At 72.8% G+C, this 15,305-nt stretch carries 13 protein-coding genes; 2 read left to right on the forward strand and 11 right to left on the reverse strand.

The features are described from left to right. Positions 1-140: 140 nt before the first annotated feature. The 8 genes from katG to ACIBH1_RS36705 all read right to left on the reverse strand — a co-directional run bounded on the left by katG (position 141) and on the right by ACIBH1_RS36705 (position 8,383). Positions 141-2,393: a catalase/peroxidase HPI gene (katG, locus tag ACIBH1_RS36670; RefSeq protein ID WP_397318626.1), complete on the reverse strand. Its 2,253-nt coding sequence runs from the start codon at positions 2,391-2,393 to the stop codon at positions 141-143. Between the two features lie 15 nt (positions 2,394-2,408). Next, positions 2,409-2,840, reverse strand: a complete 432-nt coding sequence (locus ACIBH1_RS36675; protein WP_397318627.1) for a Fur family transcriptional regulator — start codon at positions 2,838-2,840, stop codon at positions 2,409-2,411. Between the two features lie 79 nt (positions 2,841-2,919). Further along, a complete protein-coding gene (ilvA, locus tag ACIBH1_RS36680) occupies positions 2,920-4,170 on the reverse strand; it encodes a threonine ammonia-lyase IlvA (protein ID WP_397318628.1) in 1,251 nt (416 codons plus the stop codon). 52 nt (positions 4,171-4,222) lie between these two features. Beyond that, entirely contained in the window at positions 4,223-5,104 is an 882-nt protein-coding gene (locus ACIBH1_RS36685; RefSeq protein WP_397318629.1) for a GntR family transcriptional regulator, read from the reverse strand. A 38-nt stretch (positions 5,105-5,142) separates the two neighbouring features. After that, positions 5,143-6,402, reverse strand: a complete 1,260-nt coding sequence (locus ACIBH1_RS36690; RefSeq protein WP_397318630.1) for a carotenoid oxygenase family protein — start codon at positions 6,400-6,402, stop codon at positions 5,143-5,145. 77 nt (positions 6,403-6,479) lie between these two features. Then, entirely contained in the window at positions 6,480-6,962 is a 483-nt protein-coding gene (locus tag ACIBH1_RS36695) for a MarR family winged helix-turn-helix transcriptional regulator (RefSeq protein WP_397318631.1), read from the reverse strand. After that, positions 6,959-7,306 carry an STAS domain-containing protein gene (locus ACIBH1_RS36700; protein WP_397318632.1) on the reverse strand — a complete coding sequence of 116 codons (348 nt, stop codon included), beginning with the start codon at positions 7,304-7,306 and terminating at the stop codon, positions 6,959-6,961. Before ACIBH1_RS36700 ends, ACIBH1_RS36695 begins: the two co-directional genes overlap by 4 nt. Positions 7,307-7,315: 9 nt before the next feature. Beyond that, the gene (locus ACIBH1_RS36705; protein WP_397318633.1) at positions 7,316-8,383 is read right to left on the reverse strand and encodes a PP2C family protein-serine/threonine phosphatase; all 1,068 of its coding nucleotides are present in this window, start codon (positions 8,381-8,383) and stop codon (positions 7,316-7,318) included. Between the two features lie 168 nt (positions 8,384-8,551). On the opposite strand from ACIBH1_RS36705, the gene ACIBH1_RS36710 reads away from it, so the two are divergent. Continuing rightward, a complete protein-coding gene (locus tag ACIBH1_RS36710) occupies positions 8,552-10,225 on the forward strand; it encodes a carotenoid oxygenase family protein (RefSeq protein ID WP_397318634.1) in 1,674 nt (557 codons plus the stop codon). 4 nt (positions 10,226-10,229) lie between these two features. On the opposite strand, the gene ACIBH1_RS36715 is transcribed toward ACIBH1_RS36710, so the two are convergent. Together ACIBH1_RS36715 and ACIBH1_RS36720 are read right to left on the reverse strand one after the other, a co-directional pair. Further along, on the reverse strand, positions 10,230-11,096 hold the full coding sequence (locus ACIBH1_RS36715; protein WP_397318635.1) for a hypothetical protein: 867 nt from the start codon (positions 11,094-11,096) through the stop codon (positions 10,230-10,232). Further along, positions 11,093-11,902, reverse strand: coding sequence for an alpha/beta fold hydrolase (locus tag ACIBH1_RS36720; RefSeq protein WP_397318636.1), 810 nt, complete (start codon positions 11,900-11,902; stop codon positions 11,093-11,095). The genes ACIBH1_RS36715 and ACIBH1_RS36720 overlap by 4 nt, the downstream gene beginning before the upstream one ends. 166 nt (positions 11,903-12,068) lie before the next feature. On the opposite strand from ACIBH1_RS36720, the gene ACIBH1_RS36725 reads away from it, so the two are divergent. After that, positions 12,069-15,080, forward strand: coding sequence for an AfsR/SARP family transcriptional regulator (locus tag ACIBH1_RS36725; RefSeq protein ID WP_397318637.1), 3,012 nt, complete (start codon positions 12,069-12,071; stop codon positions 15,078-15,080). A 1-nt stretch (position 15,081) separates the two neighbouring features. Here the strand turns inward: ACIBH1_RS36725 and ACIBH1_RS36730 are convergent, their stop codons facing one another. Continuing rightward, on the reverse strand, positions 15,082-15,282 hold the full coding sequence (locus ACIBH1_RS36730; protein WP_397318638.1) for a hypothetical protein: 201 nt from the start codon (positions 15,280-15,282) through the stop codon (positions 15,082-15,084). Positions 15,283-15,305: the final 23 nt, after the last annotated feature.

A 15,305-nucleotide genomic window follows, 5' to 3' on the forward strand; every position in this document is an offset into this window, starting at 1 on the left:
TGGCCCGCGCGACCCGGCCCCCCCGCGCCGGTACCCCCCGGGGGGGGGGGGGCCCGGGGGCCCCCCGGGGGGGGGGCCCCCCCCGGCCCCCCCCGCGGGGGGGGGGGGGCGCGCCGGGGCCCCCCGGACGGAGGAGCGGATCAGGCCAGGTCGAAGCGGTCGAGCTCCATGACCTTGGTCCAGGCCGCGACGAAGTCGGCGACGAACTTGTCGCGGGCGTCCTGCGAGGCGTAGACCTCGGCGAGCGCGCGCAGCTGCGAGTTGGAGCCGAAGACGAGGTCGACCGCGGTGGCGGTCCACTTCACCTGGTCGGTGGCCACGTCGCGGATCTCGTACACGTGCTCCTCGGACTCCGACGCCTTCCAGCGGGTGCCCGGGGAGAGCAGGTTGACGAAGAACTCGTTGGTGAGCACGCCCGGCTGCCCGGTCAGGACGCCGTGCCCGGCGCCGCCGGCGTTGGCCCCGAGGGAGCGCAGGCCGCCCAGGAGGACGGTCATCTCCGGCGGGGTCAGGTTGAGCATGTACGCGCGGTCGAGGAGCAGCACCTCCGGCTGGGTCTTCTCGCCCGCCCGCAGGTAGTTGCGGAAGCCGTCGGCCCGCGGCTCGAGGACCGCGAAGGAGTCGACGTCGGTCTGCTCCTGTGTGGCGTCGGTGCGGCCGGGGCGGAAGGGCACCGTGACCGTGGCGCCGGCCTCGCGGGCCGCCTTCTCCACGGCCGCGGAGCCGGCCAGGACGATCAGGTCGGCGAGCGAGATCTTCGCGCCGCCCGCCTCGTTGAACTCGCGCTGGATGCCCTCGAGCACGCCCAGGACGGTCGCGAGCTGGCCGGGCTGGTTGACCTCCCAGCCGCGCTGCGGCTCCAGGCGGATCCGGGCGCCGTTGGCTCCGCCGCGCTTGTCGGTGGAGCGGAAGGTCGCGGCCGACGCCCAGGCGGTGGAGACCAGCTGGGCGGTGGTGAGGCCGGAGTCGAGGACCTTCGCCTTCAGGGCGGCGATGTCGGACTCGCCCACGAGCTCGTGGTCGACCGCGGGCACCGGGTCCTGCCACAGCTGCGGCTCGGCGACCCACGGGCCGCGGAAGCGGCTGACCGGGCCCATGTCGCGGTGCAGCAGCTTGTACCAGGCCTTGGCGAAGGCCAGCGCGAACTCGTCGGGGTTCTCCAGGAAGCGGCGGGAGATCTTGAGGTACTCCGGGTCGACGCGCAGCGACAGGTCGGTCGTCAGCATCGTCGGGCGGTGCTTCTTCGACGGGTCGAAGGGGTCGGGGATGATGGCCTCGGCGTCCTTGGCGACCCACTGCTTGGCCCCGCCGGGGCTCGTGGTGAGCTCCCACTCGTAGCCGAAGAGGATCTCGAAGAAGCGGTTGCTCCACTGGGTGGGCCGGTCGGTCCAGGTGACCTCGAGGCCGCTGGTGATCGTGTCGCCACCCTTGCCGGTGCCGAAGCTGCTCAGCCAGCCCAGGCCCTGCGCCTCCAGCGGCGCGCCTTCGGGCTCGCGGCCCACGTGGTCGTCGGCGATGCCGGCGCCGTGGGTCTTGCCGAAGGTGTGGCCGCCGGCGATGAGGGCGACGGTCTCCTCGTCGTTCATCGCCATCCGCGCGAAGGTCTCGCGGATGAAGTGGGCGGCCGCGGCCGGGTCGGCGTTGCCGCGCGGGCCCTCGGGGTTGACGTAGATGAGGCCCATCTCGGTCGCGCCGACGTTGGGCGACATCGTGCTCTCGGTGACGTAGCGCTCGTCGCCCAGCCAGGCGTCCTCGGGACCCCAGAAGATCTCCTCGGGCTCCCAGACGTCCTCGCGGCCGAAGCCGAAGCCGAAGGTCTTGAAGCCCATCGACTCCAGGGCGACGTTGCCGGCGAGCACGAGCAGGTCGGCCCACGAGATCTGCTGGCCGTACTTCTGCTTGACCGGCCACAGCAGGCGGCGGGCCTTGTCGAGGTTGGCGTTGTCGGGCCAGCTGTTGAGCGGCGCGAACCGCTGGCCGCCGTCGCCGGCTCCGCCGCGGCCGTCGTGGATGCGGTAGGTGCCCGCGGCGTGCCAGCTCATCCGGATCATCAGGCCGCCGTAGTGGCCGAAGTCGGCGGGCCACCAGTCCTGCGAGGTGGTGAGCACCTGGATGATGTCCTGCTTGAGCGCCTCGACGTCGAGCTTCTCGAGCTCCCTGGCGTAGCTGAAGCCCTCGCCCAGGGGGTTGCCCTTGGAGGAGTGGGCGCGCAGCACCGAGAGGTCGAGCTGGTTGGGCCACCAGTCGCGGTTGGTGCGCGGGCGCCCGCCGGTCTGCGGGGTCGGCGAGTCGATCGCCGGGTTCTCGCTCTCGCTACCATGAGCGGTCACGGAGTCGGGCGCTACCGGGCAGCCGCCCGTTCCAGTGACGTTCGCGTCGTGGTTCTCGGTCATGGGAATCCTTCCGGATCAGCTGGCGGTGGAACAGGTGAGGCATGTGCCCCAGTAGATGACCTCTGCCTCGTCGATCACGAAACCGTGATCGTCGGACGCGGTCAGGCAGGGCGCCTCACCGACCGCGCAGTCGACGTCGGCGACGACACCACATGATCGGCACACGATGTGGTGGTGGTTGTCGCCGACGCGCCCTTCGTAAAGGGCCGGACTGCCCGGCGGTTCAATTCGGCGGACGAGCCCGGCGCCGGTGAGGGCGTGCAGGGCTTCGTACACGGCTTGGAGGGAGACATGGCCGACCCGGTCGCGCACGCCTGAGGCGAGGGCCTCGACGCCGAGGTGGTCACCGTTCCTGACGGCCTCGAGCAGCGCGACACGAGCAGCCGTCACCCGCAGGCCGGCGCCACGCAGTTCCTCGGCGGTGGTCGCCGGCTGGGATGAGGTCATGACTCCAACGTACACATCCAAAAACATGAACAGTTAAAGGAAGTGAATGACGCAGGCCTGAACTCGGCATGTCACCAGGTCACAGGAGGAACGTGAAAAGCGGCGAGCCCGGCGGGATGCGCTCCACCGTGAGCGGGCTCGCCTTCATCCTGTGCAGCAGGCTCTCCAGGTCGCCTGCCCGCTCCAGCTCGATGCCGACGAGGGCGGGGCCGGTGTCGCGGTTGTTCTTCTTGACGTATTCGAAGGCGATGATGTCCTCGCCCTCGCCCAGCACCTCGTCGAGGAAGTGGCGCAGGGCGCCGGGACGCTGAGGGAAGGTGACCAGGAAGTAGTGGCGCAGCCCGATGTGGACCAGCGAGCGCTCCAGCACCTCGCCGTAGCGGCTGACGTCGTTGTTGCCTCCCGACACCACGCACACCACCGGGCCCGCCGAGCCGTACGGCATGAGCTCGCGGGCGGCGGCGCCGGCCAGCGCGCCGGCGGGTTCGGCGATGATGCCGTCGCTCTGGTACAGGTCCAGCATCTCCGTGCAGATCGCGCCCTCGTCGACCGCCACGATCTCGTCGACCAGATCCTTGACCAGCGGGAAGGTGGACTCCCCCACCCGGCCGACGGCGGCGCCGTCGACGAAGCTGTCGATCTCGGGCAGGGCGACGGGGCCGCCGTGGTCGAGTGCGGCGCGCATGCTGGCCGCCCCGGCGGGCTCGGCGCCGATGATGCGGGTGGCGGGCGAGTGTTCGCGCAGCCAGAGGGCGACGCCCGCGATCAGGCCGCCGCCGCCGACCGGCAGCACGACCGTGTGCGGGCGGTCCTGCGACTGGGCCAGGATCTCCAGGCCCACCGTGCCCTGGCCGGCCATGGTCCGGACGTCGTCGAAGGGGTGCACGTAGACGGCGCCGGTGCGGTCGCTGTCGGCGTGCGCGGCGGTGCTGGCCTCGTCGTAGGTGCCGCCGCCGACGACGACCTGCACGCGGTCTCCGCCCAGCGCGGCGATGCGCTCGCGCTTCTGCCTCGGGGTGGTGGACGGGACGTAGACGCGCCCGTCGATGCCCAGCCGCGCGCAGGCGAAGGCGACGCCCTGGCCGTGGTTGCCCGCGCTGGCGCAGACGACGCCACGCTGCTGCTCGGCCTCGGTGAGCGAGGCGATCAGGTTGAACGCGCCCCGCACCTTGTAGGAGCGGCAGATCTGGGAGTCTTCGCGCTTGAGCAGCACCTCGGTGCCGAGCAGGTCGGACAGCCGCTGGTTGGGCTCCAGCGGGGTGCGCCGGACGACGGGCCGCAGGCGTTCGGCCGCCTGGCTGATCATCGCGGCGGTGAGGCGCTTGGTCATCCACGGATGCTAGCAATGGGGCGGATGTGGCTTGTACGGATTCAGCGCCAGGTCAGCGGTTCCTGTCGCGTGGTGCGATCACGAAGGTGAGGCCGTCGAGGAGGCGTTCGAGCCCGAAGGTGAACAACGATTCCAGGTCGAGCTCCGCTTCGGCCCCCGCGATCCTGGCGATCAGCGGCCCGTCGGCCGGGAGCCTGGCCCTGCCCCACTGCTTGCTGGTCATCCCCGTGTCGAGTTCGGCGGCGGCCTCGCTCTCGATGGTGAACGCGGTGCCGCGCACGTAGTTCACGAGGGCGGCGTAGACGTGCATGCGGGTGGTCGGGTCGAGCGCGAGGCCGTCGAGCGCGCGCAGGGTCCACTCCCCGTAGGCGAGCTGGCCTGGCAGGACGGCCGGGCGGGTGATGGACACCAGCCTCGGCAGCCAGGGGTGGCGCTGGTAGGCGGTCCACTGCAGGCGCGCCGCGACCCGCAGGTGGGAACGCCAGCCCGGCGGCGGCTCCGGGTAGTCGATCTCGGCGAAGGCGGCGTCGGCGATCAGCTGCGTGAGCTCGGCCTTGGCCTCGAGGTGGCGGTAGAGGGTCATGGTGGCGACGCCGAGCTCGGTCGCCACCGCGCGCATGGACAGCCCCGCCAGGCCGTCGGCGTCGGCGATCGCCATGGCCACGCGGACGACCCGGTCGCGGTCGAGGCCCCCGGCCGAGCGCGAGGGCAGCCGCCGGGAGGCGACGACCGCGCCGACGCGGGAGGTCGACTCGATCGCGCCCGACTGCTTGAGCGCGGCCAGGGCCTTGCTGGCCGTCGCCATCGCCACGCCCCACTCGCGCATGATCGCCCTGGTGGTCGGGACGGGCTCGCCCGGCCGCAGCTCGCCCTCGGCGATGCGCCGCTCGATGTCGGCGACGATCCGGAGGTACGGCGGTTGCGGATCGTTCACGAGGCCCATGCTGCCAGCTCCGGCGGTGCCGCCGCGCTTCAGTTGTCGGGCAGCCAGTTGCCGTGCAGGCCGAGCGGCACCCTGCCGGGCAGGTGGACGCGGGCGACGGGCTCGCCGGTGAAGTCCTGCGCCGAGAGGATCACCAGGTCGCCGGCTCCGCGCGAGGGGTTGTGCACGTAGGTGAGCAGGAAGCCCTCGTCCTCGCCCTCGCCGGTGGCGGCGAAGACGGCCTCGCCCGCCGCCTCGTCGCGGCCGAAGGCGTGCACCTCGGCCGTCCCGCGCTCCAGGTCGTGCTTGACCAGCGCGTTGACGAAGGCGTCGTCCGGGGGCGGGCCCTCGGGGGCGAACGGGATGCCGTAGAGCGCGGTCGCCGCCGAGTAGCCGTAGCGATGAGGCCGGGTGAGGCGCGCCTCGTTCACCCTCGGGAAGTCCTGGGGCCGGTCGTCGATGCGCCGCTGGTGGACCCGGTCGGGGCCGATCGTCCAGCGGTCAAGCACCGGCCTGATGGCGCCCGGGTCGGCGGGGTCGAACGGACCCTCGGCGGTGATCAGGTCGACCACGACCGTGTCGCCGTCGTCGTAGGCGTTGAGCGTGTGGCTGACGTGCACCGGCCCGATCTCCTGCCAGCGCACCGGGCCACCGGCCCGCGGCATGACGCCCACCCGGGTCGGGTGCTCCGGCAGCCACCGGCACTCGAACCCGTCGAAGCCGAGCGGCGTGTCCCACACCACCACATGGTTCTCGGTGAGCGCGAAGTCGTGCATGAAGGGCGTGCGCGTCATGGGGATGGAGGTGGTGCGCACGACCTGACCCCCGGCGTCGGTGACGATGTGCTGCACGAGGTCGCGGCCGACCATGTACGACAGCGAGTGCAGCTCCCCGGTGCGGGGGTCGTGCTTGGAGTGCGCGCCCGCCGTGAAGCCCTCGGCGGTGCCGCCCAGCGCGCACGGGCCCACGGTGTTCAGCTCGTCGTCCAGCTCGGCGGGGGGCAGGCCGCCTTCGGCCAGGGCGAAGGTACGGCGGGCGTGCTCGATCACGTTCACCATGGGCGCGAAGCCGGGGGTGCGCACGAAGCGGTTGCGGTACCACTCGGCCCGGCCCTCGCGCAGCCGTACGCCGTGCACCATGCCCTGGCCCATGCCCCAGATGTGCACGGCCGGGTCCTCCAGGCCCAGCGCGTTGGGCCCGTTGCGCAGGTAGCGGCCGTTGAGCTCGGCGGGTATGCGGCCCGTGACGGGCAGGTCGAACGCGGTGATCTCTTCGGTGACGGGGGCGAACGCGCCTTCCAGGTATCTCATGTGGACACCGTACGCACGAGGGCACCGGATGCCCTTTCCATAAGGAGAAACGGCGTGCTGTGCACTAGTGCAGGAGGTTACGGCCAGCCGACCGGGCCGGTGCCGTCGGCGGGCGGTTCGCCTGCCGCCTCGTTGAAGGCGGCCATCGCGTCGATCAGCGCCTCCCGGTGCTCGGGCGCCATCCGGGAGACGATCGTGTGGATCTCCTCGCGGCGGTGGGCGTTGACCCGGTCGACCACGTCCTGGCCTTCGGGGGTGAGCCGCATCAGCGTCTCGCGCCGGTTGCCCGGGTTCACCGTACGGACGATCAGCCCGGCCCCGGCGAGCCGGTCGGCCATGCGCATGGCCGTGGAGGAGTTGACGGCCAGCTGCTCGGCCATGGTGACCAGCTTGGTCTCGCCGCGCGCCGACAGGACGACGAGCATGCGCAGCTGCGGGAGCGTCACCCGGTGCTCGACGGCCGACAACGAGCGTACGGCGATGCCGACCAGGACCCGCGAGCCGGTCAGCACCGCCGAGCTCACCGGGTCGAGCCCTCGCGTGTGGCCGTTGTCGTTCACCTCAGCTCGGCCAGGGCCTCGTGCGTGGTGGGGAAGATCTGGAAGTGCGAGATCAGCCCGGTGACCTCCAGGACCCTGGTCAGCCGCCCGCCGACGCAGCTGAGCGCCAGGTGTCCCCCGGCCGCCCTGGCCAGTCCGTAGCCGCTCAGCAGCACCGAGACGCCGCTGGAGTCGCAGAAGGTGAGCTGGGAGGCGTCGACGACCACGGTCGGGGCGTCGAGCTCCGACAGCGCCACGGCCAGGCAGTCGCGCAGGGTCGGGGCGGTGCGCAGGTCGAGTTCGCCGTTCAGGCGGATGACGACGATGTCGCCGTGTCGATCGAGGTCGACGGTGAATTCGTCCATGGGGATTCCTCAGTAGCCGTGCCGTCGCAGGAGCAGCATGGCCGCGTCGTCGGCCAGCGGGCCGCCGGCGAAATCGATCAGGTCTTCGCGCAGGGCGTCGAGCGCCTGCTGGGGATCGCCCTCGTTGAGCAGCTCGGCCCGGTCGATGAGCGGGTAGAACGCCCCGTCCGGGTCGCGGGTCTCGATCACTCCGTCGGTGTAGAAGAGGATCTGGTCCTGCTCGCCGAAGGTGCAGCTGTAGGTCTTGGGGGTGGCCGAGGTCATCGCCGAGAGGCCGAGCGGCAGGCTCTCCTCCGGCGGGGTGATCAGCTCGATGTGGCCGTCGCGCCTGAGCATGAGCGGGGCGGGGTGCCCGCAGTTGAGCAGGGTGAGCTCGCCGTCGCCGATCTCGGCCAGGATGGCCGTCACGAACGATTCCGCGCCCAGATGGCGGGTGAGGGTGGCCTCCACGCGCTGCGCCACGCAGACGAGGTCGGGCTGGTCGTAGGCCGCTTCGCGGAAGGCGCCGAGCACCCAGGCCGCGGTCTCGACCGCGCCCAGGCCCTTGCCCTGCACGTCGCCGACGATCAGGCGCACGCCCATCGGCGTGGTGACCACCTCGTAGAGATCGCCGCCGATGTGCGCCTCGGCGGCGGCCGAGGTGTACGACAGCGCCAGGTGCACGTCACCGGCCCGGCGCGGCACCGGCCTCAGCAGCACCCGTTGCGCGGCCTCGGCCACCAGCCGGACGTTGGCCAGCTCCCGTTCGCGCCGCAGGCGCAGGTGGGCGGCGAGCATGCTGGCCCCGGTGACGCTGATGAGGGTGGCGAGCGTGAGGTTGTTCTGCCACGTCAGCAGGGTGCCGCTGTAGGCGGACAGCGGGATGCAGATGACCAGGGCGAGCACGCCGACCGCCGCGGTGCGGCGCACGCTGCCGGAGACCGACGCGAAGGTGGGGCCCAGGGTGAGCAGCGAGAGGAACGCGAGCGAGGGCCCGGCGACGAGGTCGGCCACGGCGACCAGAGCCATGGCCGCGAACGGCAGGCCACGCAGCACGAGCTGCGACCGTGTCCCGGCGCGCCTGCGCGAGGTCGCCATGGATCAGCCTCTCTCCGTCGTCGCGGCACGTTGCCGACCAGACTTCCCGGCACCCCGACCCACCGTAGCAAAATCATTGCCCCGTGCAAGAGTCAATTCCGCAGCCTTCCCGTGCTGTTCCTCACGCAGTAACGTCGTTTCCACAGCCGCCCGCGCAGGGAGACCGACGTGCCCATCCCCCGCTCGATCCTCACCAAGGGCGACCTGCCCGACCTCGAGCTCACCGTCGTCGGCGGAACGTGGCCGCACGACATCCGCGGTCACCTGCTCATCAGCACCTCGGACCAGCGCACCCACCCGCTGCACGCCTTCTTCGGCGACGGCGTCATGGTGCGGCTGTCGCTCGGGCCCGGTCCCGGCGGGGGATTCTCCTGGACGCCCCGGGTGATCGACTCGCCGTCCGTCCGGCTGCGCCGCGGGCGGCCCGACCTGTTCCGCGCCGGACCGGTGGGGACCCATTCGCCCTTCGGAGGAGTCAACGCGGCCAACACCGCTCCGCTTCCCTGGGGTGACCGGCTCTTCGCCACGTGGGACGCCGGCCGCCCGGTCGAGGTGGACCCGGCCACCCTCGCCTTCGTGGCCGAGGTGGGGCACCGCGACGACTGGGCGCCGGTGCTGGACGCCCCGGCGCTGCCCTCGATCCTGACCACCGCGCACCCGGTCATCGACCCGGAACGCCACTGCCTGTGGTCGGTCACCCGCGACCCGGTCACCGGCGCGATCTCCGTGGTGCGCTACGACGGCGACGGCAGACACGTCAGCAGGTGGCCCGTGGCCGGGGTCACCTTCCCGCAGGCCACGCACACGATCACGCAGACCCGCGACTGGCTGGTCCTGGCCGACACCGCCTACAAGGTCGACCTCGACGAGGTGCTCGGCTCGGGCGACCGCCGCGTCGCCAACAACCCGGACGGGCCGCTCGTCCTGGTGCGCAAGGACCACCTGGAAGCGGCGCCGGGCGGCTCCGCCGTACCCGGCCGGGTCCTGCGCCTGGCGCCCGAGGTCAACCACTTCTACGCCGCCTACGACGACTCCGGCGGCATCCGGGTGGTCATGGAGCACACGCCCGGCGTCGACATCGGGCTCTACCTGCGCGAGGACGACGTCGACGTCTTCGGCCGGCCCGTCGACCCGGCGCTGCGCGGCATGTACTGCCACGGCGCGAGCCCCGCCGTCGTGACGCTGCTGGAGATCGACCCGGACTCCGGGCGGATCACCGACCTGGCACGGCTGCACGATCCACGGCGCTACTGGCAGGCCGAACTGTCGGCGATCGACTGGTCGTTCGAGGGACAGCTCGCCCCGACCCGGCACCACCTGGTCTTCCAGGGATTCCACCCCGAGGCGATCAGCGGGCGGCTGCTGCGCAACTACGGCGACCGCGTCGACCCCTCGCTCTTCCCCGCCGAGGAGACACCCTCGACGCTGGTCACCCTGGAGCGCGACACGCTCAAGCCGCTCGCCGAGTGGACCTGGTCCCTGGACGACTACCCCACCTCACCGACCTTCGTCCCGCGCGGTCAGGGCAGGACCAGGTACGGCGGGGCCGAACCCGGCGGGCACGACGGCTACCTTGCCGTCATCGTGCACAACGACGCGCGCTTCCGCGTCGAGCTGTTCGACGCGGCCGACGTGTCGCGCGGCCCGATCGCGGTCCTGGCTCCCCCGCCGGGAACCGTGATCCCCTTCATGATCCACTCAGCGTGGATGCCGACCGCCCTGCCGTACGACCGCTCGATCGAGCGGTTGAGCTTCGCCGACGACCTCGACGAGCGCCTCGACACGCTCGACCCGGAGCTGCGGGCGCTCGCCCACGAGGTCGCGGCCTCCTACCGGCCGTAACGGGTCATTCGTCCGCGCAGACCGCCTGGGCCTGCGTGCTCCACGACTCCTGCGTGCCGTCGCTGTCCTCCATGGCGAACACCGAGACGGAACGGGCCGACGGCACCAGTACGTTCAGGACCACCTGGGCGTACGGCAGGGTCGCCGTCGTCCGCCCGCCGACGCCGAGCACCCGCTGGCCGGCCGGGCACGCGGGGGTCTGGAATGGCTGGAGCGGCGGTGAGCCCGGCTGCGTCGTGTGGCTCAGCACCTGGTAACCGGGGAGCGGGTCCGCGCAGACGGCGTGGACGCGCACGCCGTAGGCCCGGTCGGTGCCGTCGCCGTTCTCGGCGCCCGTGACGTGGGCGGAGGCCGCGCTGGTGCCGGGCATCGCGGCCCTGACCCAGGCGGAGGCCAGCACGACCTCGCCCGCCGCGCCGTCCACGCGCCCGCCGACGCCGAGCACCTGCGTGCCCGGCGGGCAGAACGCGCTCACGGTCTTGCGCTTGGTGGAGTCGTACAGCCCGGTCACGGTGACCAGCTGCAGGCCGGGAAGCGGCTCGGCGCACACCGCGTACGCCACGACCGGCCACTGCTGGGAGGTGCCGGAGGAGTCCTCGTGGCCGGTGACGGTGACGGAGGTCAGCGCGGGGTCGATGGTGACCTCGGTGAGGATGACGCCGGTGAAGAAGGCGCCTGCCGCACCACCCGCGCCGACCACGCGCTTGCCCGGCGGGCACAGTGCCTGCACGGTCTTGGACGCGCTGGAGTCGGCGGGGCCGGTCGCGGTCACGACCTCGATGCCGGGCACGGCCGCGCTCGCGTGGGCGGCGGGGTGCACGAAGGCGAAGGCGAGAAGGAAGGCGGGTGTCAGGGTCCTGAGTGATCTCATACCGGAGCTCCGGGAAACTGGCGCGCCAGGGCCGCGACGGCGGCGGCGGTCTGCCGCGGATGGTCGGCGTACGGGGCGTGGCTGCCCGGCACCTGCTTCACCGTGGTGCCCAGGCGGCGGGCCAGGCGGCGGGCGGCCTGCTGCTGGGGCGCCCTGCCGTCCTGGCTGACGAGGAGCCGGACCGGCACGGCGATCCTGGCCAGCGCGCTGTCGTCGGGCAGGTAGTCCTCGAACGTGCCCAGCTCGACCTCGGCGAAGGTGGCCGCGGTGTCCCGCATGCGTGCGCGCAGCCCGGGATCGAGGGCCTCCCAGCCCTCGTCTCCGGCCACCATGCGCCAGAACCGCTCCATCAGCAGTGCGGCGCCGCCGCCCTCCTCCAGGGTGCGGGCCGCCAGCGCGGCGGCGGCCCCGGCCGCCGACGGGTCGTCGTAGAGGGGCGCGATCACCGGCTCGTGCAGGATGCAGCCGCGCACCACCCCGGGATGGTCCACCAGCAGGCACAACGCGAACGTGGCGCCGCTGCTGGTGCCGAACACCGCCACCGGCCCCAGCCCGAGCGCGCGCACCAGCGCGGCGGCGTCGGCGGCCTGCTCCTGCGGCGTGGTGGTCGTCCAGCCCTTCGGCCGCGGGCTGCGGCCGTTGCCGCGGCGGTCGTAGGAGACGACGGTGAACTCCTCGGCCAGCAGGCGCGCCATCGGCGCGAAGTGACCGCCGTCGCCCGAGGCGCCCATGACGAGCAGCAGCGGGGGGCCGAAACCCTGGATCTCGTAGTGCAGGCTCGCGCCGTTGACGTCGATGATCGCCATGAGCACTCCTCGCTCGACGCGCACAGTCTCGGACCGCTGGGGCCGGGCGACCACGGAAAAGTGCACAGAGCGCCTGTTTCACACGGCCGCCTGCGCGGGCTCGCAGGGGCCCTCGACGCCTCTGGTGATCTGTACCATCCTGGGCGGAGGAGATCCCGAAGGGCGGATGGTGCATCACGTCGAGCTGCGACTACTGGGGCCCGTCCAGCTGCGCGCGCATGACCGTGACATCGACCTCGGCAGCCCCAGGGCCCGGGCCGTGCTGGCGGCGCTGGCGGTGCGCGCCAACCACGTCGTCACCGTCGACCAGCTCATCGCGGATCTGTGGGGCGAGTCGGCCCCGCCCACCGCGCGCAACACTGTGCAGGTCTACGTCTCCGCCCTGCGCCGCCACCTCGCCGGCGTGGCCGCCGAGGTGCGCCTGACCCGCCAGTCGCCCGGCTACCGCCTGGACATCGACCCCGACGGCATCGACTGGAAGCGGTTCGAGACGTTGTCGGCCCAGGGCCGCCACGCGGGCCGCGACGCGCGTCACGACGTGGCGGCGGGCCTGTTCCGCCAGGCACTGGAGCTGTGGCGGGGAACCGCCCTGGCCAACCTGCCCGACTCCCCGATCAGGCAGGGGGCGGGCACGCGCATGGAGGAGGCCAGGCTGGCCGTCCTGTCCGAGCGCATCGACGCCGACCTCGCGCTGGGCCGCCACGGTGCGATCGTGGCCGAGTTACGGGAGCTCGTGCGCGACCACCCTTTCGACGAACGCTTCGCCGCCCAGCTGATGACCGGCCTGCACCGGCTCCTGCGCCGCTCCGAGGCGCTGGAGGTCTACCGCGACACGCGCCGCAGGCTGATCGGGGAGATGGGCCTCGAACCCGGTCCCCAGCTGCGCGAGCTGCACGCCTTGGTGCTCGCCGACGACCACCCTGCCCCGTCGAGCTCCGCTGTCCTGGGCCCTGCCGTCCTGGGCCCCGCCGCCACGGGCACCGCAGTCCCGGGTCCCGCCTGGCCGTCCGCCGCGCCGTACGCCGTCCAGTCCTCCGCGCCGGCCGCGGGCCTGCGCAGCCGCTTCGTCGGCCGCCGGGCCGACCTGGGCGCCGTCGCCGAGCTCCTGGAGCACACCCCGCTGGTCACCCTGGTCGGCGCGCCGGGAGTCGGCAAGACCCGGCTGGCCGCCCAGCTGGCCCTGGAGTCGGAAGGCCGCTACCCGGACGGCCGCCGGCTGGTCGAACTCGACGCGCTCACCTCCCCCGACCTGCTGGCGCAGACCATGGTGACCGCGCTCGGCCTGACGGCGACCCACCGGCGCGCCCCTATCGCCCAGATCCGCGAGTGGCTGGCCGGCAAGCGCGCCCTGCTGATCCTCGACACCTGCGAGCACCTCGGCCCCGCCTGCGGCGAGCTGGCCAGACAGCTCATCGACGATCGCCCGCTGCTGCGGATCATCGCCACCAGCCGCCAGCCGCTGGGCGTCGACGGCGAGGCCGTCTACCGCCTGGATCCGCTGCCCTGCCCCGACGCCGGATCGACCGGGCTGGAGGAGATCTCCCGCGCCGAGGCCGTCGAGCTGCTCCTCGCGCGGGCCAGGGCGGTCCAGCCCGAGTTCCGGCTGTCGGAGAGCAACGCCGAGGCCATCGTGAGAGTGTGCCGCGGCGTGGACGGGCTGCCGCTCGCCGTCGAGCTTGCCGCTTCACGGCTCAGCGTGCTCACCGTCCGCGAGCTGGCCACCCGCCTCAGCGACCAGCTGAGCCTGCTGGCGGCCCGGCCGGGAACCGCCGCGCAGCGCCACCGCTCACTGCGCGCGGCCCTCGACCTGAGCTGCGAACTGCTCACCCCCGACGAGCTGCGCTTCTTCCGCGCCCTCTCGGTCTTCGCGGGCGGGTTCACGCTCGAGGCAGCCGAATCGTGGATGGCCGAGGAGACCGAGGCGCCGCTCGACATGATCCACAATCTGGCCGACCGTTCGCTCATCGCCGTCGACCTGACCGGCGAGCAGACCCGTTTCCGCCTCCTGGAGCCCGTGCGGCAGTACGCCGAGCAGCTCCTCGCCGCCGCCGGAGAGGTCGCGCAGGTCCGGGCCAGGCACGCCACCTACTTCCTGGACCTGGCCCGCAGGGCGGCGGGCGAGCGCCGGGGCGAGCAACGCCAGCACTGGCGGCGGCGGCTCGACATCGAGCGCGAGAACCTGTACGCGGCGCTGGAATGGGCGGCGGCGGCCTCCGCCGGATCCGCGCTGGCCCTGGCCGCGGAGTTGTGGTGGTGGTGGATGAACACGCCACGCGAAGGGCTGCACTGGTACCGCCGGGTCCTGGCCGCCACCGCCGGCGAACCCGAGCCCGCCCGGCTGCCCACGCTGCTGTCGGCGGCCGTGATCGCGTCGTACACCTCCCACGAGGAGGCGATGAGCCTGGCCAGGCAGGCGCTGGCCGGCGCCCAGGAGCCCCTCGGCCGGGTGCGCGCCCTCCAGCAGATCTCCGACATCGCCCACGAGCAGGGCGACATCGCCACCGCCGTCGACACCGCCGACAGGGCTCTCGCGCTCGCCGAGGAGCTGGGCCACCCCTACGCGGTGGGGCGCTGCCTGCTCAGCGTGGCCTACAACCGGATGGCCGGCGGCGAGGTGGAGCAGGCCCAGGAGACGGCCCACGCCGCGGCCGCCGCCTTCCTGCGGGCGGGCGACGAGGGCGGGGCGGCCGAGGCGCGGCTGGTCGCCGCCGAGGTGCTGACCGTGTCAGGAGGCCTGGACCAGGCCGCCGGTCTACTGGAGGACGCCACCGCGGTCCTCCGGCGGGCCGACAGCAGGGAGTACCTGGCCAGAGCCACGACCCTGCTGGCCTGGGTACGGCACCGCCAGGCCCGCCCGGTGGAGGCCGGCCCCCTGCTGAAGGAGGGTTTCGCGATCCACGCCCAGATCGGCCAGCACTGGGCCATCGCCCACGATCTCGACATCGCCGCGGCCATCCACGGCGAGCTGGAGCGGTTCGAGGTGGCTGCCCGGCTGCTGGGCGCGGCCGGTGCCGTACGAGCTGACTTCGGCGCCAAGGGCACGGTGTGGAGCGGGCTGGTGCGCGACCCCGTCGAGGAGCGCTGCCGCCGGGCGCTCGGACGCGAGCTGTACGGCGCGGCCTTCCAGCGCGGCACCCGCCTCACTGCGGATGCCGCGCTGGCCCTGGCCTGCCCGTGAATCAGAGGCAGTCGCCCCAGTGGTTGGGGTTGGGACACCAGACCACGCCCGGCCGGGTCACGGCGTTGGACGGGCTGACGGTGAAGGTCATCCCGGGCTCCGCGGCGGTCGGCTGCGAGCCGAGGCTCGAGCAGGCCGTGATCAGGATGGCGGGCGTCACGAGGGCCGCGATCATCAAGCGCTTGGCTGCATCGGTGCTCATCTGCTCTCCTTCGGGTCTGGCGT

Origin of the sequence: Nonomuraea sp. NPDC050663 (assembly GCF_044456985.1) — a bacterium.
Classification (GTDB): Bacteria; Actinomycetota; Actinomycetes; order Streptosporangiales; family Streptosporangiaceae; genus Nonomuraea.

What these genes read in the sequence shown, in the direction of transcription:
- katG (WP_397318626.1), bottom strand. Translation starts at nt 2,393, where the DNA reads ATGACCGAGAACCACGACGCGAACGTCACTGGAACGGGCGGCTGCCCG.
- ACIBH1_RS36675 (WP_397318627.1), bottom strand. Translation starts at nt 2,840, where the DNA reads ATGACCTCATCCCAGCCGGCGACCACCGCCGAGGAACTGCGTGGCGCC.
- ilvA (WP_397318628.1), bottom strand. Translation starts at nt 4,170, where the DNA reads ATGACCAAGCGCCTCACCGCCGCGATGATCAGCCAGGCGGCCGAACGC.
- ACIBH1_RS36690 (WP_397318630.1), bottom strand. Translation starts at nt 6,402, where the DNA reads ATGAGATACCTGGAAGGCGCGTTCGCCCCCGTCACCGAAGAGATCACC.
- ACIBH1_RS36700 (WP_397318632.1), bottom strand. Translation starts at nt 7,306, where the DNA reads ATGGACGAATTCACCGTCGACCTCGATCGACACGGCGACATCGTCGTC.
- ACIBH1_RS36705 (WP_397318633.1), bottom strand. Translation starts at nt 8,383, where the DNA reads ATGGCGACCTCGCGCAGGCGCGCCGGGACACGGTCGCAGCTCGTGCTG.
- ACIBH1_RS36715 (WP_397318635.1), bottom strand. Translation starts at nt 11,096, where the DNA reads ATGAGATCACTCAGGACCCTGACACCCGCCTTCCTTCTCGCCTTCGCC.
- ACIBH1_RS36720 (WP_397318636.1), bottom strand. Translation starts at nt 11,902, where the DNA reads ATGGCGATCATCGACGTCAACGGCGCGAGCCTGCACTACGAGATCCAG.
- ACIBH1_RS36725 (WP_397318637.1), top strand. Translation starts at nt 12,069, where the DNA reads ATGGTGCATCACGTCGAGCTGCGACTACTGGGGCCCGTCCAGCTGCGC.
- ACIBH1_RS36730 (WP_397318638.1), bottom strand. Translation starts at nt 15,282, where the DNA reads ATGAGCACCGATGCAGCCAAGCGCTTGATGATCGCGGCCCTCGTGACG.